This is a genomic window from Desulfolutivibrio sp., from assembly GCF_036584575.1.
Lineage (GTDB): Bacteria > Desulfobacterota > Desulfovibrionia > Desulfovibrionales > Desulfovibrionaceae > Desulfolutivibrio.
Genome location: NZ_JAZHDB010000084.1, coordinates 1 through 20,551, shown reverse-complemented (window position 1 = coordinate 20,551; position 20,551 = coordinate 1). Strand labels below are relative to the sequence as shown.

General features: G+C 65.4%; 17 protein-coding genes and 1 riboswitch. Of the genes, 16 read left to right on the top strand and 1 reads right to left on the bottom strand.

All coding sequences use genetic code 11. The features are described from left to right. Positions 1-4 precede the first annotated feature (4 nt). The 12 genes from V3572_RS06400 (at position 5) to V3572_RS06345 (ending at position 11,955) form a co-directional block, all read left to right on the top strand. The gene (locus tag V3572_RS06400; RefSeq protein ID WP_332110149.1) at positions 5-493 is read left to right on the top strand and encodes a thioredoxin family protein; all 489 of its coding nucleotides are present in this window, start codon (positions 5-7) and stop codon (positions 491-493) included. A 43-nt stretch (positions 494-536) separates the two neighbouring features. Beyond that, positions 537-1,634, top strand: a complete 1,098-nt coding sequence (locus tag V3572_RS06395; protein WP_332110148.1) for a permease — start codon at positions 537-539, stop codon at positions 1,632-1,634. An 84-nt stretch (positions 1,635-1,718) separates the two neighbouring features. Then, on the top strand, positions 1,719-1,955 hold the full coding sequence (locus V3572_RS06390; protein WP_332110147.1) for a thioredoxin family protein: 237 nt from the start codon (positions 1,719-1,721) through the stop codon (positions 1,953-1,955). 100 nt (positions 1,956-2,055) lie between these two features. Beyond that, positions 2,056-2,760 (top strand): cytochrome c biogenesis CcdA family protein, encoded by a 705-nt coding sequence (locus V3572_RS06385; protein WP_332110146.1) that lies wholly within the window; start codon positions 2,056-2,058, stop codon positions 2,758-2,760. A gap of 14 nt (positions 2,761-2,774) precedes the next feature. Continuing rightward, positions 2,775-3,245 (top strand): rhodanese-like domain-containing protein, encoded by a 471-nt coding sequence (locus tag V3572_RS06380; protein WP_332110145.1) that lies wholly within the window; start codon positions 2,775-2,777, stop codon positions 3,243-3,245. Continuing rightward, positions 3,242-3,745, top strand: a complete 504-nt coding sequence (locus V3572_RS06375) for a MauE/DoxX family redox-associated membrane protein (RefSeq protein WP_332110144.1) — start codon at positions 3,242-3,244, stop codon at positions 3,743-3,745. The genes V3572_RS06380 and V3572_RS06375 overlap by 4 nt, the downstream gene beginning before the upstream one ends. A gap of 67 nt (positions 3,746-3,812) precedes the next feature. Next, a riboswitch (Fluoride riboswitch) is annotated at positions 3,813-3,874 on the top strand. Positions 3,875-3,950: 76 nt separating this feature from the next. Further along, the gene (locus tag V3572_RS06370; protein WP_332110143.1) at positions 3,951-4,811 is read left to right on the top strand and encodes a prenyltransferase/squalene oxidase repeat-containing protein; all 861 of its coding nucleotides are present in this window, start codon (positions 3,951-3,953) and stop codon (positions 4,809-4,811) included. Further along, the gene (locus tag V3572_RS06365; RefSeq protein ID WP_332110142.1) at positions 4,789-6,009 is read left to right on the top strand and encodes an MFS transporter; all 1,221 of its coding nucleotides are present in this window, start codon (positions 4,789-4,791) and stop codon (positions 6,007-6,009) included. Before V3572_RS06370 ends, V3572_RS06365 begins: the two co-directional genes overlap by 23 nt. Before the next feature lie 106 nt (positions 6,010-6,115). Next, positions 6,116-6,490, top strand: a complete 375-nt coding sequence (crcB, locus tag V3572_RS06360; protein WP_332110141.1) for a fluoride efflux transporter CrcB — start codon at positions 6,116-6,118, stop codon at positions 6,488-6,490. Between the two features lie 15 nt (positions 6,491-6,505). Then, positions 6,506-7,744: a DUF190 domain-containing protein gene (locus V3572_RS06355; RefSeq protein WP_332110140.1), complete on the top strand. Its 1,239-nt coding sequence runs from the start codon at positions 6,506-6,508 to the stop codon at positions 7,742-7,744. Positions 7,745-7,773: 29 nt separating this feature from the next. Beyond that, the gene (gene eno / locus V3572_RS06350; RefSeq protein WP_332110139.1) at positions 7,774-9,039 is read left to right on the top strand and encodes a phosphopyruvate hydratase; all 1,266 of its coding nucleotides are present in this window, start codon (positions 7,774-7,776) and stop codon (positions 9,037-9,039) included. Positions 9,040-9,237: 198 nt separating this feature from the next. Further along, the gene (locus V3572_RS06345) at positions 9,238-11,955 is read left to right on the top strand and encodes an MGH1-like glycoside hydrolase domain-containing protein (protein ID WP_332110138.1); all 2,718 of its coding nucleotides are present in this window, start codon (positions 9,238-9,240) and stop codon (positions 11,953-11,955) included. A gap of 92 nt (positions 11,956-12,047) precedes the next feature. Here the strand turns inward: V3572_RS06345 and V3572_RS06340 are convergent, their stop codons facing one another. Continuing rightward, a complete protein-coding gene (locus tag V3572_RS06340) occupies positions 12,048-14,273 on the bottom strand; it encodes an ATP-binding protein (protein WP_332110137.1) in 2,226 nt (741 codons plus the stop codon). Between the two features lie 398 nt (positions 14,274-14,671). Here V3572_RS06340 and V3572_RS06335 point away from each other — a divergent pair, with 398 nt between their 5' ends. The 4 genes from V3572_RS06335 to V3572_RS06320 all read left to right on the top strand — a co-directional run. Beyond that, complete coding sequence (locus tag V3572_RS06335) at positions 14,672-18,136, top strand: transporter substrate-binding domain-containing protein (protein WP_332110136.1); 3,465 nt, start codon at positions 14,672-14,674, stop codon at positions 18,134-18,136. 134 nt (positions 18,137-18,270) lie between these two features. After that, complete coding sequence (locus tag V3572_RS06330) at positions 18,271-18,801, top strand: transporter suffix domain-containing protein (protein ID WP_332110135.1); 531 nt, start codon at positions 18,271-18,273, stop codon at positions 18,799-18,801. Positions 18,802-18,945: 144 nt separating this feature from the next. After that, positions 18,946-20,109, top strand: coding sequence for a saccharopine dehydrogenase family protein (locus V3572_RS06325; RefSeq protein ID WP_332110134.1), 1,164 nt, complete (start codon positions 18,946-18,948; stop codon positions 20,107-20,109). 172 nt (positions 20,110-20,281) lie between these two features. Beyond that, a partial coding sequence (locus tag V3572_RS06320; protein ID WP_332110133.1) for a carboxylesterase family protein occupies positions 20,282-20,551 on the top strand: 270 nt, incomplete at its 3' end.

Genomic DNA, 20,551 nt, shown 5'->3' with positions numbered 1-20,551 from the left:
AGCCATGCACACGACGGCCGTACGATTTTCAACATGGCTCCTTCTGGCCCTGCTGCTGACGGGAACCCTCTTTCTGGCCTCCTGCGACAGCGCCGAGCCTCCAAAAGGCTCGGTTTTTGAAACGGAACGAGCCTCTTCGTCCCAGAAGACGGGGGCGCCGGGAGCGCCGGGGGCGACTGAGGCGACGCAGAAAACCGACATCCAGGTTCCCGTGCCGGGCATGGTGACCATGGTGGACCTGGGGGCCAAGTCCTGCATCCCATGCAAGATGATGACCCCGATCCTCGAAGCACTGGAGAAGGAATACGCGAACCGGGCGGCCATCGTGTTCATCGATGTCTGGAAACGTCCGGACCAGACGCCGCTTTTCGGCATTAAGGCCATCCCGACCCAGATCTTCTACGACAAAAACGGCAAAGAGATCAGACGGCACGAAGGATTCATGGACAAACAGTCCATATCGGCCATCCTGGAAAAGCTGCTCAAGGAATAAACATCCAATTTACGATGCAATCAGTTGAAATAACGGTGCAACAATGAAGAAATGCGATGCCAAGGCCTGTGCCTGCGCCGATGAGGCGAAGCCCATGGGAAAAATCAGTCCTCAGGAAAACCCCCGCCTCCTGAAGTACCTGGCGGTGCTCGTGCCATCCCTGGTCGTGTGGTGGCTGGCGTACGGCCAGTTGGCCGCCGTGGCCCGGTATCTGACCCTGGACGTGTTTGGTCTGGCCCCAGGCAGCCACGCCGCCGAGGCCGTGGAATTTTTCCTCTACGACACCCCCAAGGTGCTCATGCTCCTGACCCTGGTGGTTTTCGGCGTGGGCATCCTGCGCTCCTTTTTTACGCCGGAACGCACGCGGCGGGTGTTGGCCGGGAAGCGGGAGTCGGCCGGGAACGTGATGGCCGCCCTTTTGGGCATCGTCACGCCGTTTTGCTCCTGTTCGGCCGTGCCGCTTTTCATCGGCTTCGTCACCGCCGGGGTGCCGCTCGGGGTCACGTTTTCCTTTCTCATCGCCGCCCCCATGGTCAACGAGATCGCCCTGGTTTTGCTCTACGGCCTTCTGGGATGGAAGGTCGCGGCGCTGTACATGGTCACCGGGCTGTCCATCGCCATGGTCGCCGGGTGGGTGATCGGGAAGCTGAACCTCGAAAACCAGATCGAGGACTGGGTGCGGGCCATGCGCTCGGACCCGGAGAACGTCCCCGATACGAAAATGCCGTTTTCCGAACGGATCGCGGCCGGACTGGCGGCGGTCAAGGACATCGTGGGCAAGGTCTGGCTGTATGTGGTCCTGGGCATCGCCGTGGGGGCAGGCATCCACGGCTACGTGCCGGAGGGGTTCATGGCCCAGATCATGGGCAAGGGGGCCTGGTGGTCCGTGCCCGTGGCGGTCCTTATCGGCATTCCCATGTATTCCAATGCGGCGGGCATCGTGCCGGTGGTGGAGGCCCTTCTGGGCAAGGGCGCGGCCCTGGGCACGGTGTTGGCCTTCATGATGGCGGTCATCGCCCTGTCGCTGCCGGAGATGGTGATCCTGCGCAAGGTTTTAAAACCCCGGCTCATCGCCGCCTTCGCAGGCGTCGTGGGCCTGGGCATCCTTTTCGTGGGCTATCTGTTCAACCTTTTGGTCTAGTCGCGCGGGGCATGCGAAACCGGCGGCATTCCCCGGTTCCGGCCCCGGCGGCGTCACCCTGAACCTTCAGACAGGAGAACGGTCATGGACATCAAGGTGCTGGGGCCCGGCTGCCCCAAATGCAAGGAAGTGGAGAGGCTGGCCATGGACGCGGTTCGGGAATCCGGCGTGGCGGCCAATGTGGAGAAGATTTCGGACCTCAAGGAAATCATGAACTACGGGGTGTTTTCCACCCCGGCCGTGGTCATCGACGGCGTGGTCAAATCCGTGGGCAAGGTTCCCTCGAAAAAGGAATTTTTGTCCTGGATCAAACCGGCCTGACGCCCGAAACCGCACAGGCCGCGTCGGCCGGGATAGGCCTGCGGCCGTGGCCCCCCCCGGGCCGGGCAGTCCGGCGGATGTCGGCCCATAAGGGATGACCATGGACCACTTCTTTCTGACCGTAAACCAGTGGATGACCGGCGGTACGGCCATCGCCGCCCTGGGCTGTTTCCTCTGGGGCGTGGTCAGCGTGCTGTTCAGTCCCTGCCACCTGGCCTCCATCCCGCTCATCGTCGGCTACGTGGGCGGCCAGGATGAGTCGGCGACGAGCCGCAGCGCCGCGCTCTATGCGGTCCTGTTCACCTTCGGGCTTTTCATCACCATAGCAACGGTGGGCGTGGTCTGCGCCCTTCTGGGCCGGATGCTGGGCGATATCGGCTCCTGGTGGACGATCCTGGTCGGGCTGGTCCTGGTCTGGGTCTCCCTGGACATGCTCGGGGTGGCGCACTGCTCCATGTCCGGCAGCCTTCTGGGGAAAATCCGCCTCAAGGGGCTTCCCGGGGCCTTCGCCCTGGGCCTGGGATACGGCATCCTGTCCGGCTCCTGCACCTTCGGGTTCATCGCCCCCATCCTGGCCGTCATCACCATCCAGGACAGGCTGGCCACGGGGTTGCTTTTCATCCTGCTTTTCGGCATCGGGCATTGTCTGCCCATCGTGGCGGCCGGAAGCTCCACGGCCTGGGTCAAACGCATGCTGGCCAGGAGTTCCTTCCAGGAGGCCAGCGGTCGATTCCGGAAGCTGGCCGGGGGCATGATCGCCCTTCTGGGCCTCTACTTCATCGCCAGACCATTTCTCGAATCGTGAGGGACAGGATGCACTTGATACGCAAAACGCTTCAGCAGTCGTTTCTTTTGGTGGCCATCGCCGTGGTGGCCGGGCTGGCCGTCAACGCCCTGCGCCCGGACGGGCTGTCCCTGGCCGGGGCCACGCCAAGCGCCGTCACCCTGCCTGCGGACGAAACGGACATCGCCCTCAAGGACGCCGTGGTGCTCTCCCTGTCCAAGCGGGCGGTGTTTTTGGATGCCAGGAGCGGCTTCGAATTCGCCGACGGCCATATCCAGGGCGCGCTGAGCGTCCCGGTGGACGATTTCGAGCGGATCTTCCCCGGCATCGAAAAAGACCTCGCCGGAAAGGACGCGATCATCGCCTATTGCGACGGGGAACACTGCCCCTTAAGCGGTGAACTGGCCGAAAAGCTCACCTCGCGCGGGGTGAAAAACGTCTACGTTTTAAAAAACGGCTGGACCCTGTGGAACAACGAGGGGCTTCCGGTCGGGAAAGGCCAGTGACCCTCAGGGACGCGCCCTCCGGCCGGGACATGGCCGCACCCCGGACGACATCCTGGGCCGCCCGCCTCGCCCCGGCCATGGAGGCGGCCTTGCGGCTTTTTCTGGCCGGACTTTTCGCCTACGCCAGCCTGGACAAGATCGCCCATCCGGACCAGTTCGCGGCCATCCTCCACGATTACCGGCTGCTGCCCCAGGCGGTCGTCCCCTTTACGGCCGTGGTCCTGCCCTGGCTGGAGGCGGTGCTGGCCCTGGCCCTGGTCCTGGGGAGATGGCGCGAGGGGGCGCTTTTTCTGTCCGTCGCCCTGCTGGCGGCCTTTTGGGCCTCCCTGGCGGTCAACATGGCCCGGGGCCTGGACGTCAGTTGCGGCTGTTTCTCCGCGGCCAAGGACAGCGACGGCAACATGGCCTGGTATCTCGTGCGCGACGGCTTTTTCGTCCTGACCGGGCTGGCCGCCTGGTACCTGGGGGTGTGGCGGAGGCGCCGGTCCCCGGGCGGCTGAGCCACGACGCCCCCGGGCCGGTCGCCGGAAGCTGCGCCGCTTGCCTTCCCCCCCTGCCGGAGGTAGACGGACGAAAGGGGATGGAGTCCCCCGGGTAACCGCCGTGATGCTGATGACTCCTGCCGCAACAAGGCAGGGGACTATGGAATGAAAACCACGCCTTTCGCGTGGTTTTTTTATTGCCTTCCAAATGAGGAGCCCTCCCATGCAGTTGGATCGCACCCGGCGGCAGGCAGCCGACTACATCCTGGAACGGGCTTGCCAAAGCGGCGGATTCTGTTTCTACCGCCTGGACGAACCCAACCCCCAGGATACCTATTTCGCCCTGGCCGGACTGCACCTCCTCGGCGTCCCGCCTCCAGGGGAAAAGACCGCCGCCTACCTCGCCTCCCTGCAAGATGCGGACGGCTCCTTCGGCCCCCTTTCGCGCACGTATTTCGCCGTGGCAAGCCTGCATCTCCTTGACCGCCGTCCGCTCCGCGATCCCGGGCAGGCCGTGGCCGCGCTGCTGCGGCAGCTCCTCGATTCAAGCCGCCCGCCCCAAGACTTCCGGGCCCAGACCTACCGCGACCTGGACCGCGCCTGCGCCCTGTCCGCCGCAACCGGCCTGCCCATGCCCCCGCCCCTGGCCGAGGAACTGGCCGTCACCCTGCAACGCTGCGCCCACCCCGGCGGCGGATTCGGGGTGAACGGCCCAAGTCTGGACGAAACCCGGGCGGCGGTGTCCGCCCTTTGCCGCATCGGAAAACCGGTCGCCCGGGAACGCGTGGCCCCGTTCGTGCGGGCCTGCGAGGACGCGACCTTCGGATTCACAGGGAAACCGGGCTCCTCCCTGTCCTATCTGGAATACATCCATGCCGGGGTGTCCCTGTGCGCCGCCCTGGACATGACCCCAACCCACGTCGGCGCATGCGCGGACTTCATCCTGAACTGCCAGACAACGAACGGGGGCTTCGCCCGGGCGGAAACCGGCATCGCAACCCTTGAAAACACGTATTTTGCGCTCCAAGCCCTGATGCACCTCAACCACGGAGAAGACCGACATGGAGCCGTCACGCCTCCCTGAATCCGTCGTCAAACTCGGCTGGATCAGCTTTTTTACCGATGTGGCCTCGGAGATGGTCTATCCGGTCGTGCCGCTTTTCCTGACCGCCGCCCTGGGCGCGCCCGTCGTGGTCATCGGGGCCATCGAAGGCGTGGCCGAGGCCATCGTCAGCGTCATGAAAGGGCTTTCGGGCTGGCATTGCGACCGCATGGGACGGCGCGTCCCGTACATCAAATGGGGCTACGGCCTGGGGGCGGCCTCCAAGCCGCTCATGGCCCTGGCCGTTTCCTGGCCCATGGTCTTTGTGGCCCGGGCCGTGGACCGTCTCGGCAAGGGACTGCGCACCACCGCCCGCGACGCGCTCATCGCCGATGCCGTCGAGGCCTCCCAGGGCGGCCGGGCCTACGGTTTCCACCGCATGATGGACACCAGCGGGGCCATTGTCGGCGTGCTCATCGCCCTGGCCCTTCTGGCCCTTTTGCCGGGGCAGTATCGCCTGATTTTTCTCCTGGCGGCCCTGCCCGGGGCCGCCGCGGTCCTTCTGACCTTCAAGATCCGGGAAGCCAATACCGGCGCATCGACGACAGCCGACGCCTGTTCCCAATCGATCCGTCCCCAGGCGGCCCCGGGCAGCCGCCCCTGGTCCGGATTGCCCGCCGCCTATTGGAAAACCCTCGGCCTGCTCGTGGTCTTCGCCTTCGCCAACTCCAGCGACACCCTGCTGCTTCTCCGGGCCAAAAACCTCGGACTCAGTGACGTCCAATCCATCCTGGGCTATACCCTCTTCAACATCGTATACGCCGCAAGCGCCTATCCCCTGGGCGTCCTCAGCGACCGTTTCGGCCGCTGGGGCATGGTCATCTCCGGATGGACGCTCTACGCCGTGGTGTATTTCGGATTCGCCCTGGCGGATATGAGCGCCGTGTGGTGGCTGTTTCCGCTGTACGGCCTGTTCATGGGCCTGACCGAAGGCGTGGGACGGGCGCTTATCCGGGATACGATTCCGGAAGAAAAAAAGGGGACGGCCATGGGCATCTTCCACATGTCCATCGGACTCACCATGCTGGCCGGAAGCGTCACGGCCGGGCTTCTCTGGGACGTCGTCGGCCCCAAGGCCCCGTTCGTCCTCGGGGGAAGCGTGGCCCTGGCGGCTGTCGTGCTGGCCTTGTCGTTCATGCCACGGACACCCTTTATCCCCGCCGATGGCGGCAAGGGATAATGGGCCTTCGCGTCATGAACCAGTCCAGGCCCTTCGTCGACCCCGCCGGGCTCCCCGTGAGGGGGGTTTTCCCTTACGCCGTCGGGCATGCATCAAGGAAGTCGCCATGCAAAAAATCCTCCTGATCTGCCTGGCCGGGGCCCTGGGCGCCCTGGCCAGATATTGGCTCTCGGGCGCGGTCTACGGCCTTATGGGCCGGGATTTCCCCTGGGGCACCAGCGCCGTGAACATCCTGGGCTGCTTCCTCTTCGGCCTGGTCTGGGTGATGTCCGAGGAGCGCGGCATCCTCCCCCCCCAGTTCCGCCTCATCGTCCTGGTGGGCTTTATGGGGGCCTTCACCACCTTTTCCACGTTCATCTTCGAAAGCGCCGAACTGGCGCGGACCACCGAGTGGCTGAAGATGGGCCTCAATATGGCCGGACAAAATATCGTCGGGTTCCTCGCCTGTTATCTTGGCATGGTTTTCGGCAGGATCGTTTAGAAAAGGAGGGCCGCTATGCACTCGTTGATCCCTGTCCAGGTTCTGCGGATTCTGCTTGGCGAGACCGCCATGCACGAGGGCAAGCCCCTGTACGAATGTCTGGTGGACGAGGCCCGCAAACGCGGTCTGGCCGGGGCCACGGTCGCCCGGGGGTTCATGGGCTTCGGGGCCAACAGCCTGCTGCACACCGCCAAGATCCTGCGCCTCTCCGAAGATCTGCCGGTCATTGTGGAGATCGTGGACACCCCCGCCCGCATCGCGGATTTTTTGCCCGTGGCCGAGGCCCTGACGCACGAGGGAACCATCGTCCTGGAGGAGGCCCGGGCCATTTTTCATCTGCCCATGCGCATCCGGGACGTGATGCAGGCCGACGTGGCCACGGTCACCCCGGACACGCCCCTCCCGGACGTGGTGGAACTGCTGCTTCACCGCCAGGTGAAGGCCGTGCCGGTGCTCGACGGCAAACGGGTGGTGGGGATCGTCACCGGGGGCGACCTCATCAAACGGGCGGGCATGCCGCTTCGCCTCGACATCCAAAGCCAGCTTCCCGACAGCCTGAGAAAGGAGCATATCCGTTGCCTGGACTATCAGGGGCTCACGGCGAAAGAGGTCATGTCCTCGCCGGTTATGACCCTCAACATCAAGACCCGGGTTCCGGACGCCCTGGCGCTCATGGCCAAGCGGGAACTCAAACGGCTCCCCGTCCTTGACGACTCGGGGAACCTGATGGGCATTGTCAGCCGGGTGGATGTCCTGCGGGCCATCGGCAAGGCCGCTGGCGTCAACGAGCATCTGTCCTCCCTGCCGCCCGGGATCAAAAAAACCGCCCGGGACGTCATGTACACGGAGGCGGCCACGGCGCGTCCCGACACGCCGCTTCGCGAGGTGCTTGAAAAGCTCCTGGCAACGCCGCTTCGCCGGGTGGTCATTGTGGACGATCACGGAATAATCCAGGGTATTGTTCTCGACCGGGATATGGTGGTCGTGGTCGCGAGGCGCAACAAGCCGGGGATACTTCAGACCGTGCTGGCCGCGTTGTCGGGAAAAACCGCCGACCAGGAGGAACTGGCTGGCGTCGCCGCCGAGGTGATGAAGACCGAGGTCTTCACCCTGCGCCCCGACGCCCCCCTGGCCGAGGTGGTGCGGCTTTTGGTGGAAAAAAAGGTCCGGCGGCTGGTTGTCGCCGACGAGGAGGGACATCTGCTCGGCATGGTGGACAGGGATGCCGTCCTGCGCGGACTGGCCGGATATTGAAACGAACCCCAACCATCGAGGAGGCCTTGATGTATCGTACCATCAACCGTATCGACGCCATGGAAATCCTGGATTCCAGGGGTAACCCCACCGTTCGTGTCTTCGTCGAGCTTTGCGATGGAACCATCACCCAGGCATCCGTCCCCTCCGGCGCCTCCACCGGGGAAAACGAGGCCGTGGAGTTGCGCGACGGCGACCCGAAACGCTACGGCGGCCTTGGTGTGCAAAAGGCCGTTGCAAACGTCTGCGACATCATCGCCCCGGCCCTTGTGGGCATGGATGTCGCCCGGCAGGCCGAGATCGACCGTCTGATGCTCGAAATGGACAAAACCCCGAACAAATCCAAACTCGGCGCCAACGCCATCCTTGGGGTGTCCATGGCCTGCGCCCGGGCCGGGGCCGCAGCCTGCGAACTCCCCCTGTACGCCTATCTCGGCGGCGCCAACGCCGTGCGCATCCCCGTGCCCATGATGAACGTGCTCAACGGCGGCAAACACGCGGACAACAGTGTTGACTTCCAGGAGTTCATGATTGCCCCCATCGGCGCTCCGTGCTTTGCGGAGGCCATCCGATACGGCGCCGAGACATTCCATGCCCTCAAGGGCATCCTGAAGAAAAAGGGGCTTGCGACCTCCGTGGGCGACGAAGGCGGCTTTGCGCCCAACCTGGGCAGCAACGAAGAGGCCTGCGAAATCATCCTCGAAGCCATCACGGCCGCCGGATACACACCCGGCAAGGATGTGGCCCTGGCCTTGGACCCGGCGGCGTCCTCCTTCTTTGAAAACGGGGCCTACAACCTGAAGAAATCCGGCCAGGGGATCAAGACCAGCCACGAGATGATCGCCCTGTGGCGTTCCTGGGTGGAAAAATATCCGATCATCCTTCTTGAGGACGGCCTGGACGAAAACGACTGGCAGGGCTTTACCGCCCTCACCCAGGTTCTCGGCGACCGTATCCAGATCGTCGGCGACGACATCTACGTGACCAACACCCGGTTCATCGAGCGGGGCATCCGGGAAAAGGCCAGCAACGCCGTTCTCATCAAGCTCAATCAGATCGGCACCGTCACCGAGACCGTGGAGGCCGTGAAGCTGTGCCGCAAGGCTGGATGGAGTTTCCTCATGTCCCACCGCTCGGGCGAGACCGAAGACTCCTTTCTGGCCGATTTCGCCGTGGCCATGGACGGCGGGCAGATCAAATCCGGCTCGGTGTGCCGGAGCGAACGGCTGTGCAAGTATAACCGGTTTCTGGAAATCGAGAAGGAACTCGGCAAAGCGGCCCTGTTTGGCCGGTAGTCCGAACATCGCGCAGCCCTCCCCGGGAGGGTTCGGCCTTCCCGGGGGGCGGCCAGCGGATCGACGCCTCATCTTGACCGGGAGCTGGCCTCTGGACACGGTTTGGAGAGGACTCGCTTGGTCGGCTGCACCGCCTGGAGCGCCCCTTTGCGCCAGGCGCGGTACGGGCTGGAGCATCACTATCACGGGAGAAGCGCGATGAACGCCGAAGAAAAACGTCTGGCCGAGGCCCGGGAGGGGCGGGCCGCCTGGAAACGGTTCGGCCCCTACCTGAGCGAACGCCAGTGGGGCGCCGTGCGCGAGGACTACAGCGAAACGGACGACGCCTGGAACGCCTTCCCCCACGACCAGGCCCGGTCCCGGGCCTACCGCCACGGCGAGGACGGCCTGGCGGGCGTAAGCGACGACCGGCTGGTGCTGTGCTTCGCCCTGGCCCTGTGGAACGGCCGCGACCCCATCCTCAAGGAACGGCTCTTCGGCCTGGCCAACGAGGAGGGCAACCACGGGGAGGACGTCAAGGAATACTATTACTACCTCGACAGCACGCCCACCCATTCCTACATGAAGTACCTCTACAAGTATCCCCAGGCGGCCTTTCCCTATGAGGATCTGGTCCGCACCAACGCGGCCCGGTCGCGCGCCGAACCGGAGTACGAGCTTGCCGACACCGGCATATTCCGGGAAAATCGCTATTTCGACGTGTTCGTGGAATACGCCAAGGCCGCGCCCGACGACCTGCTGGTCCGGATCACCGTCCACAACCGGGGACCGGAGGCGGCCCGGCTGCATCTTTTGCCCACCCTGTGGTTCCGCAACACCTGGTCCTGGCCGGGAGGGGGCGCCAAGCCTGAAATACGGGCCATGGACGCCCAGGGGCGGCAGGCCCTCCTGGCCCGGCACGCCGACCCGGAGGAGGCGGCCCGGCTGCCCGGGCATGTGCTGGTCTGCGACGGCGGCTACGAACTGCTCTTTACGGACAACGAGACCAACACCGAGCGTCTCTTCGGGCGACAAAACGCCTCCCCCTACGTCAAGGACGCCTTCGACGCCTTCCTGGTCCACGGCCGGGCCGATGCCGTCAACCCCGCCCGCACGGGCACCAAGGCCTGCGCCCACTACGATCTGACAGTCGCCCCGGGCGAGGCGGCCGAGGTCCGGCTCAGGCTGTGCGCCTCCTACAGCCGCCTGGACGAGACCCCCTTCGGGCGGGAATTCGAGGCCATCTTCGCCCGGCGCATCCGGGAGGCGGATGCGTTTTATGCCGACGTGATCCCGGCCACGGCCGATGCGGACGAGGCCCGCATCATGCGCCAGGCCCTAGCCGGGATGCTGTGGACCAAGCAGTTCTACAGTTTCGATGTGGACGCCTGGCTGCGGGAGCGCGGGGCCCACCCGCTGCGCGGCGACGCCCGCCACTGCCGCAACCGGGAGTGGTTCCACATGAAAAACAACCACATCATCTCCATGCCCGACAAATGGGAATATCCCTGGTACGCGGCCTGGGATCTGGCCTTCCACGCCATCGCCCTGTCCCTGGCGGACATCGATTTCGCCAAGGAGCAGCTTACGCTCATGCTGCGCGCCGACTACCTGCACCCAAACGGCCAGCTCCCGGCCTACGAATGGAACTTCAGCGACGTGAACCCCCCGGTCCACGCCTGGGCCGCCCTTTTCCTCTACCGCACGGAACAATCCGCCACCGGCCGGGGCGACCTGGACTTCCTCAAGCGGGCCTTCACCAAGCTTCTGCTCAACTTCACCTGGTGGGTGAACCGCAAGGACCGCTTCGGCAAAAACGTCTTCGAGGGCGGATTTTTAGGCCTGGACAACATCGGCGTCTTCGACCGCAGCAAGGGCCTGCCCGCCGGAGGATGCCTGGAGCAGGCCGACGGCACGGCCTGGATGGCCCTTTTTTGCCAGAACATGATCGAGATGAGTATGGAATTGGCCTGCGACGATCCCGCCTGCGAAGACCTCCTGCACAAATTTCTGGAGCACTTCCTGTGGATCGCCTCGGGCATGAACCGCCAGGGCCCGGACGGCATGTGGGACGAGGAGGACGGGTTCTATTACGACCTGCTGCGCCTGCCCGACGGCAGCGCAAGCCGCCTCAGGGTCCGGTCCATGGTCGGACTTTTGCCCCTGTGCGCCGCCACCATCCTCGAAAAAAGGCAGCGCGACCGCGTGCCGGACATCATGGACGCCTTGCACGCCAGGCTTGCGCGCATGCCGGAACTGGCGCACAGCATGCACCCCTTGGGCTCCGGCCACCGCGGCGTGGCCGACCGGGAGCTTTTATCCCTGGTGGACGAGGGCAGGTTGCGGCGCATCCTGTCCCGCATGCTCGATGAAAACGAATTCCTCAGCCCCTACGGCATCCGCTCCATGTCCCGCCACCACCGGGACCATCCCTACCGCATCCACGTCCAAGGGCAGGAACACCGCGTGGCCTACGTCCCCGGGGACTCGGACAGCGGCATGTTCGGCGGCAACTCCAACTGGCGCGGCCCCGTGTGGATGCCCGTCAACCAGCTCATCATCCGGGCGCTTTTGCAGTATTACCGCTATTACGGGGACGCCTTCGTCATCGAATGCCCCACCGGCTCCGGGGTGATGATGAACCTCTTCGAGGTCAGCCGGGAGATTTCCCGGCGACTGGTCAGCCTGTTTCGGCGCGGCGCGGACGGCAGGCGGCCGATCTTCGGCGACAGCGACATGTTCCAAAACGACCCCCATTGGCGGGATCACCTGCTCTTCCACGAGTTTTTCCACGGCGACGACGGCCACGGCCTGGGGGCCGCCCATCAGACGGGCTGGACCGGGCTTGTGGCCAAACTGATCCAGCTTTACGGCAATGTGGACGCCACGGAGATGCTGAGGACCGACGGCGGGAAGGTATTTGTGAAACGGGAATAAGGCCCGGTCGCATCCCGGCGTTTCCGGTCGACGCCCCGGGTGGAGACGCCCCCCCGGACCTGTCCAGAGCCCGGACCCGGCGCGCGTTCGGGTCAAGGCCGATCCGGAGCCAGCGGTCGCCGGGCGTTCAGTTCCGCCAGAAAGGCCGCCAGCCCCTTCTCCAGTTCCACGGCCAGCCCGGGGATGTCCTCGCGACGTCCCTCCCGGGCGGCGCGTTCCATGTTCCAGGTCAATGCGGCAAGCCCCGCCGCGCCGAAGCCCGCCAGCGTCGGGCGCAGGGAATGGAGCCTGTCCGGCAGGGCGTCCAGAGCGCCCGCGGCCGTCTCGGCGTGCAACGCCGCACGCTCCTCGGCAATGAATTCATCCACCACGCCGCACAACATCTCCAGATCCTCCATCCTTCCGCCCGCATATTCCAAGGCAGAGACCCAGTCGATGTGCGTCGCGCCCGAAAAAGACGCCGACGGCGCAGGGGCCAGGCCAGCGGCCCAGGCAGCAGGCCGGGGCGGGCCCTGTGGGGCAAAGCGGCGCAACACCCGGTGCAAGTCTCCTGGGCGCAGCGGTTTGGTCAAATAGTCGTCCATGCCCGCCTCCAGGCACCGTTCCCGGTCGCCGGGCAGGGCGGCGGCGGTCACGGCCACGATGGGCGGATGCGCTCCGGAAACGGCCCGAATGCGGCGCGTGGCCGAAAGCCCGTCCAGGACGGGCATGCCGACATCCATGAGCACCAGATCGAAGGCCGTTGCGCCCACGGCGGCCACGGCCTGAACCGCCGCCTCGCCGTCGGCCGCCTCGACCACATGGTGCCCGGCCTTTTTGAGTTGGATGGCAAGGATCAGCCGGTTGGGCTCGAAGTCATCCGCCACCAGCACACGCATCCCGGGCTGCCCGGCCAAATCGACGGCCGGGGCCTCCGGGTCGGGCGGCGTCCCGCATACGGCGGGATCGAGCACCCGGCACGGCATGTCCAGGCAAAACCGCGACCCCTCCCCGGCCACGCTCGACACCGTCAGCTCTCCACCCAAAAGCCGGGCCAGTTGGCGGCTGATGGTCAAACCCAGGCCCGTGCCGCCTTTTTGCGCCCCCGCGTCGGCCTGGCTGAAATTCTCAAAGATCTGCTCCAGCATGTCGGCCGGGATGCCGCATCCCGTGTCGGCTACGCACAGGGTCAGCCGCCCCTCCCCCGGCGCGGCCGGGGACACCCGGGCCTCCACGTCGATGCGGCCTCTCCCCGTGAACTTGAGGGCGTTGCCCACCAGGTTGAGGACAATCTGGCGCAGTCTGGTGGCGTCGGCCTCGATCCGGACATCGTCCGGGACCACGCGCACGGCGAAGCCCAGGCCCTGGGCCTGGGCCATGCGCGCAAAGGGCGCCAGAACCGCATCCAGGGCAGGGGCCAGGGCGAACGGTTCGGGACTGACGGCCAGCTTGCCCGCCTCCAGGCGCGACAGATCCAGGATGTCGTTGATGATGGTCAACAGGCCCTGGGCGGACGAGGCGGCGATATCGAGGAACTCCCTCCGCTTGGCCTCGGTTTCGGCGTCGCGGGAAAGTTCGAGCATGCCCATGAGGCCGTTTAAGGGGGTGCGCAACTCATGGCTCATGTGGGCCAGAAAACGGCTCTTGGTCCGGCTGGCCGCCTCGGCCGCGTCCCTGGCGGCGGACAGCTTCTGCCGGTAGTGTTCCCCGTAAAGCACCACCATGGCCAGGGAGTTGACCAGGATAAAGACATTGGCCAGCACAAGAAACGCGCTATTGAAGGCGCTGGCGTGGAAAAAATCGATCCTCGTTTCCGTAAACGGGGCGATCACGGCCGAAAAAAACGTGATCGCCCCCTCCAGAGCGTACACCCCCGCCACCACCCGCTGCGGACGCCCGGGGCGCATCGGCTTTGCAACGGCCAGCTCCCGCCAGATCAGCACGGAGACAATGCAAATGAACAGACGGACAATCAGGATGCGGATGGGCAGGGAGGGATCGACATAGGTGAACCAGGCCAAAAGCGGAGCCATGAGGCAGGGCACGATGGCCACGGGAAGACACCAGGACGGCCGCCCCATGAGCAGGCGTATCCCGCACAAAAACATGCCGTGGCCGAACACGATGCACATGTTGGCCATGACGATGGAAACAAAGGCCGGGATCACCCCGCGCAGGAAGATAAGCAGGAATCCGAGGGTGATGGCCGCCGAACCCAGCCCCCAGGCCAGGGGGCTCTTGTCCGCGAAACGAATCCGGTACAGCCCGAGAAACACGGCCGCAGACACGGCCATGGCTATGGAGTAAACCAGAAACAGGGTGCGGATATCCAGGGTCATCACCGGTTGCAACCCCTCGCTGACTTGGCATGACTCCTCCCCCCGGACCTTTCGGGGAACGGGCCGCGCCCATGTTGGGTTCTTTCGAAAATATGGGCCGTTGCAACCGGCCCTGCACGTCTTGTGCCCCGTCTGCTGGACAGGATGACCGGTTCACTAACATAATTTTAGCGTCTTGCCACAGCGGCGTAAAGCGCCCCCCTGCCGTCGCGTTGGCCTCCGGTTGACGCCCGAACGCCTACGGGGTATCTATACATAGTGGGATATCCTCGTGGTTTGGCGCGTGGAGATCACTGCGTCTTCCCTAGACATGCGGCTCACCCGAATCCCTGGCCCGCACCTCTAACCGGGGCGTCGCCCCACACTGCCTCCCCAAGGCAGCCAGGAGAGCCCGACGCATGCCTCGCCACCTTGTTCGCGCCGTTCTGCTCACCCTTCCGGTCCTGCTCGCCTGCATTGGCATCCACCCCCAGGCCGCCCGGGCCGACCACCTCCCTGCTTCGGTCGACGAGGCCGCCCAGCCGCCCCGAACATTGCGCTCCGCCAGCGAACTGGACTATCCGCCGTTCGCCATCGTCACCCCGGACGGCCGGGCCGACGGGTTTTCCGTGGAGCTCCTGCGGGCCGTGGCTGCGGCCATGAACATGGACGTGACCTTCACCGTGGCCCCCTGGCACGTCATCAAGCAGGCCCTGGCCGACGGCAGGCTGGATGTGCTGCCCCTGATGTCCTCTTCCCCGCAGCGGGCCGAAACCTACGACTTCACCGCCCCCTACCTGCGCATGCAGGGCGCCATCTTCGTGCGCCGGGGGGAGACCTCCATCCGTAGCGAGGCCGATCTGGCCGGGAAGGAAGTCCTGGTCATGCGCGGGGACACGGCCCATGAATACGCAGACCGGAAGCACCTGACGGACAAGCTGATCCTGACCGACTCCTTCGAAGAAGCCCTGCGGCTTCTGTCCGATGGCAAGCACGATGCGGTCATCGTACAGCAGGTGGTGGGATTGCAGATCATCCGAAAGCTTGGGCTGAAAAATCTGGTGGACGTCAGCGCCCGCCAGGAGGAGAGTCTCAAGGTTTCCCGGAAGCCCTTGTCCGAGTTTGAGCAGAAATTCTGCTTCGCCGTGCAAAAGGGCGACACCGCACTTTTGGCCTCCCTCAACGAAGGGTTGGCTATCGTCTTTTCCAACGGCGTCTACGACGCCCTGTACGCCAAATGGTTCGGTCCCATCCTGCCCGGCCGCCCCCTGGACATGCATTCCATGCTCATGATCCTGGTTCCGGCCCTTCTCGTCCTGTCCGCCGTGTGGCTGTGGTGCCTGCGCCGCGAAGTGGCCCGCAAGACGCGGCACCTGTCGACGGAGGTCGAGGAGCGCCGCCGGGCCGAGGCCCTGATCACGGAGAAGGAGGCCTTCATCCGCTCCATCATGGACAACCTGCCCATCGGCATCGCCGTCAACTCCGTCGATCCCGAGGTGACCTTCACCTATTTCAACGACAATTTTTTGAGGTTCTACCGCACCACGCGCCAAGCCCTGACCTCGCCGGACGCCTTTTGGGAGGCCGTCTATGAAGACCCCGGGTTCCGGAAAATAATCCGGAAACGGGTGCTCGCGGATTGCGCCTCGCACGACCCGGCCCGCATGGTCTGGGCCGACATCCCCATCACCCGGACCGGGGAGGAGACCACCTTCATCACCGCCCGCAACATCCCCATCCCCGACAAGAATCTCCTCGTCTCCACGGTCTGGGACGTCACCGAGCAGAAAAGGGCCGAGGCCGCCCTGACCGCCGCCAACAGGCGTCTTGAGGCCCTGTGGAGCATCTCCTCCCTGGCCAACGCCGATTACCAGACCATCTGCACCAGGGCCCTCGACGAAATCGTGGGAATGACCGAAAGCGGCCTGGGCTTTTACGGCCTGGTGAACGAGGCCGAAACCGTGGTGACCATTCAGTCCTGGATCGGAGAGGCCATCGAGGGCTGCACCGTCGCGGACAGCCCCCTGCACTTCCCCCTTTCCGAGGCCGGGCTGTGGGCCGAGGCCGTGCGCCGCCGCGAGCCCCTGGTGGTCAACGACTACGCCGCGCCGCATCCGGCCAAGCGGGGATGTCCCGCAGGCCACGTCCCCCTGTCCAGGCTGATGGTGGTTCCCCTGTCGTCAAAGGGCAAGGTCGTGGCGGTGACCGCCGTGGCCAACCGCGACACCGACTACGGCCCCCAGGACGTGACCCAGATCACGGCCTTCATGACCAGCGTGCAGGCCATCCTGTCCCGCATCACGGCCGAGGAGGCCCTACGCGAGAGCGAGGAGCGCTACCGCTGCCTGTTCGAGAACTCCCTGGACGCCATCGCCATCCAGCAGGGCGTGCCCCCGGTCTTCTCCTGGGTCAATCCGGCCTTCTGCGCGCTGTTCGGCTACGGGCCCGAGGAAATCTACGCCCTTGCGCCCGGGCAGATGTGGTCCCTGGTGCATCCCGAAGACCGGGGCATGGTGCGGCAAAGCCTCCTGGATCGCCTGTCCGGCAAGGCCGACGAGGTGCGTTACGCCTTCCGAATCGTGCGCAAGGACGGGGAGGTCCGCTGGGTGGAGGTCACCGGGCGCAGGATGGACCGCGACGGCCATCCCTTGAACATGTCCATCTACCGCGACACCACCGAGCGCAAGCAGACCGAGGAGGCCCTGGTCCTGGCCAAGGACCAGGCCGAGGCCGCAAACCGCGCCAAGTCGGAATTTCTGGCCAACATGAGCCATGAAATCCGAACCCCCTTAAACGGCGTGCTGGGCATGCTCCAACTCCTGACGACCACCTCGCCCACCCCGGAACAAAACGAATACCTCCAGGCGGCCTCGGCCTCGGCCCAACGCCTGACCCGCCTTCTGTCCGACATCCTCGACCTGTCCCGCATCGAGGCTGGCCGGATGCGCATCGAGGAGGCGCCGTTTTCTCTTTCGGCCATCAAGGAATCCATTCTGGATATCTTCGGCCTGACCGCCAAGGAAAAGGGCCTGGACCTGGATTTCGTCATCACCGACGGCACGCCGCCGATCCTCGTCGGCGACGAGACCAGGCTGCGCCAGATCCTGTTCAACCTCATCGGCAACGCCCTCAAGTTCACCGAGCACGGCCGGGTTCACGCCGAGGCCTCCCTGCTGCCCGGCGGGGAGGACAGCCGCGTGCGCCTGCTTTTCACTGTCCAGGACACGGGCATCGGCATCCCCGACGAGCTGTTGGAACGCATCTTCGAGCCCTTCTGCCAGGGCGAGGCCTCGTATGTGCGGCGCTACCAGGGGGCGGGCCTGGGCCTGTCCATCGTGCGACGGCTTCTCACCCTCATGGACGGGGAGCTGACCATCGACAACAGCGGCCAGGAGGGAGGGTCGGGCGCCACCATCCACTTCTCCCTGCCCTTCCGGCTGCCCCGGGAGGCCGTGTTCCTCGGCGGGGCCCCCGCCGCCCGGCCGCGCCTGGACGACAGGCCCTTGCGGGTGCTTCTGGCCGAAGACGACGAGGTCAGCATGCAACTGGCCAGGCGCCTGCTGGAGAAGGCCGGGCACACCGTGGACACGGCCGCAGACGGACAGGAGGCCTTGGATCTCCTGAAAAAGGGCGATTACGACCTGATCCTCATGGACATCCAGATGCCGGTGCTAAACGGCCTGGAGGCCACCCGCCTCATCCGGCAGTCCCCTGATTTCACGCGCGTCTCGGGCATCCCCATCATCGCCATGACCGCCTACGCCATGGACGGAGACAGGGAAAAATTCCTGTCGGCCGGGATCGACGCCTACGTGTCCAAGCCCGTGGACATGGGAGAACTGGCCATGGCGGTCACCCGGGCCATAAAGGCCACGCCCGAGTGATCCAGATCCGGACGCCGCGTCGCCTCCCGTGATGGTGCGACGCCGATGAGACGGGCCGTTGCCTGAACGTCGCAAACATGGTGCACACTTCGCGTGGTTGCCCAACACAAAAACGCCATCCCCGGGAGGCCGCCATGCAAAAAGACGACGCAGCCGCGCCGCCGCTTCGCAAGGATTGGAAATACCGCCTGGGACTGGGGCTTTTCATCTACAGCCTCGTCCCCATCTGCACCATCGAACTGGTGGCCCTTTTGCCCCTGGACACGGCCGAAATCGTCACCCTCGGGGCGGTGTACGTGGCCTCCGGGGAACTGGCCTTCCTGGCCGCCGTGGCCCTTTTGGGCAAACCCTTCATCCAGGCCGTGAAAGACAAGATCAAGGGCTTTTTCTTCTCCAAAAAGCCCCTTTCTCCGCCAAAACCCATCGGAAAATTCCGCCACGGCCTGGGCGTCGCCCTGTTGCTGGGCAGTCTGGCCCCCTACTACGCCGCCATCGGGATGCTCCTTTTCGCCGGGCCGGGGGACTCCGACGCCAGGACGCTCCTGTATCTGTTGCTGGCCGGTGAGGCGCTTTTCGTGGTGAGCCTGTTCATCCTGGGCCCAGAATTCTGGGCCCGCCTCAAGCGCCTGTTCGAATGGCCGGGCAAAGAGCGGCTGACGGAGTAAAACCCCGGCCCTGAGGCCGAAGCAACCTGTCCACGCCATTTCTCAGCCAGGGAAACCGGGCGGGGCCATGGGCCACGCCAGCAGCCGACAACCCTGAAACGTGGTCCGGCGCACACGACGACCGGGCCGGAAGGACGCACCATCATGGGCAAGACCGTACTGCTTCTCGGGACCGGGGCCATGGGCAGCCTGGCCGCCCAGACCGTTTCCGCCTTCAGCGAGGTGGAGACGCTGATCCTGGCCAGCCTGGATGCGACCGAGGCCGAGAAGGCGGCCGTCAAATGCCGGGGCGCGACTACGGCCGTGGCCATCGACGTGACCGACCAGGAGCGCCTCGTACAGCTCATGCGCCGGGCCGACGTGGTGCTCAACTGCGTGGGCCCCTTTTTCCGCTTCGGCCTGCCCATCCTTGAGGCGGCCATTACGGCCGGGGTGGATTATCTGGACATCTGCGACGACCCCGAGCCGACCAAAAAGATGCTCGACCTGGACGCCACGGCCCGGCAGGCGGGCACAACCGCCATCATCGGCATGGGCGCAAGCCCGGGCCTCAACAACCTGCTCGGGGCCATGGTCCGCGCCGACCTGGACAAGGTCGACCTGCTGGTGGCTGGATGGAACATCGAGGAGAAGACCGATGACACCCTGGCCTTTTCCGCCGCCGTGATCCACTGGATGGAGCAGTGCTCGGGCACGATCCTGGAGTGCCGCGACGGCGCGCTGGTGGACGGCCGTCCCCTGGAAGACCTGGTCATCGACTATCCCGGCCGGGGCAGGCGGACCATCTACACCGTGGGCCATCCCGAGCCCGTGTCCTTCCATTATTCCTGGCCCGAGGTCCGGCGCACCCACTGCGGCATGGTCATGCCCTCGGCCTGGATCGGCATGTTCCGCTCCTACCGCGACGCCATCGACGCCGGGAAGCTGACCCTGGAGGAGGCCGGACGGGATCTGGTCAAAAACGCCGCTGAGGCGGGGTTTTTCAGCGCCCTGCTGACGCATCTGTCGCGGCTGGTGGACGGGCCGAGGCTGCCGCTGTTCTTCGTCCTGGGCCAGGGGACGCGCCATGGCAAGCCCGCCACCGTGGCCGCATCGCTTCGGGCCACGCCGCCGGACATGGCCACCATGACCGGCATCCCCCTGGCCCTGGGGGCCATCATGCATCTGCGCGGCCAGACCAGCGGGACGGGGGTCATGGCCCCGGAGCGGGCCTTTGCGCCGAAAGACTTCTTCGAACTCTTCGCCCCCTACTGCACCCTGCCCCGGCCCTGCCCGGCGGACAGGCTGGTGGATCTGGTCCGGGCCTAAAGCCCGAGAGGCCCGCCCCTCCTTGTTTTTTTCTCATGGGCGGGGCATGGATACGATGCGGAAAGAAGAGATTGCGGCTGTATCGACAAAGGAGCACAGGAACGCCCATGACCGCACGACCCGACATCCGATGCGCGCCTTGTCCCCGGACGCCAAGCCCTCGGACGGTTTCATGACGCCACGGATCGCCCCGAGTCTCTCCCCTGTCGCGCCCCAGACCACGCGGATCGTCCTGCTCCTGGCCCTCGGGCTGCTCGGCTGGGCCACCTTCGGCGTGGTCGGCCCGGCCCTGGCCGCCCCCGAAACCATCGCCACCGCGTCGGGCCCGATCCTGCGCCGCTCCGACGGGGTCTACCAGGGCATCCCCTATGCCGCACCGCCCGTGGGGGCCTTGCGCTGGCGGCCGCCGCAACCGGCCCGCCCCTGGGTCGAGCCCCTGGCC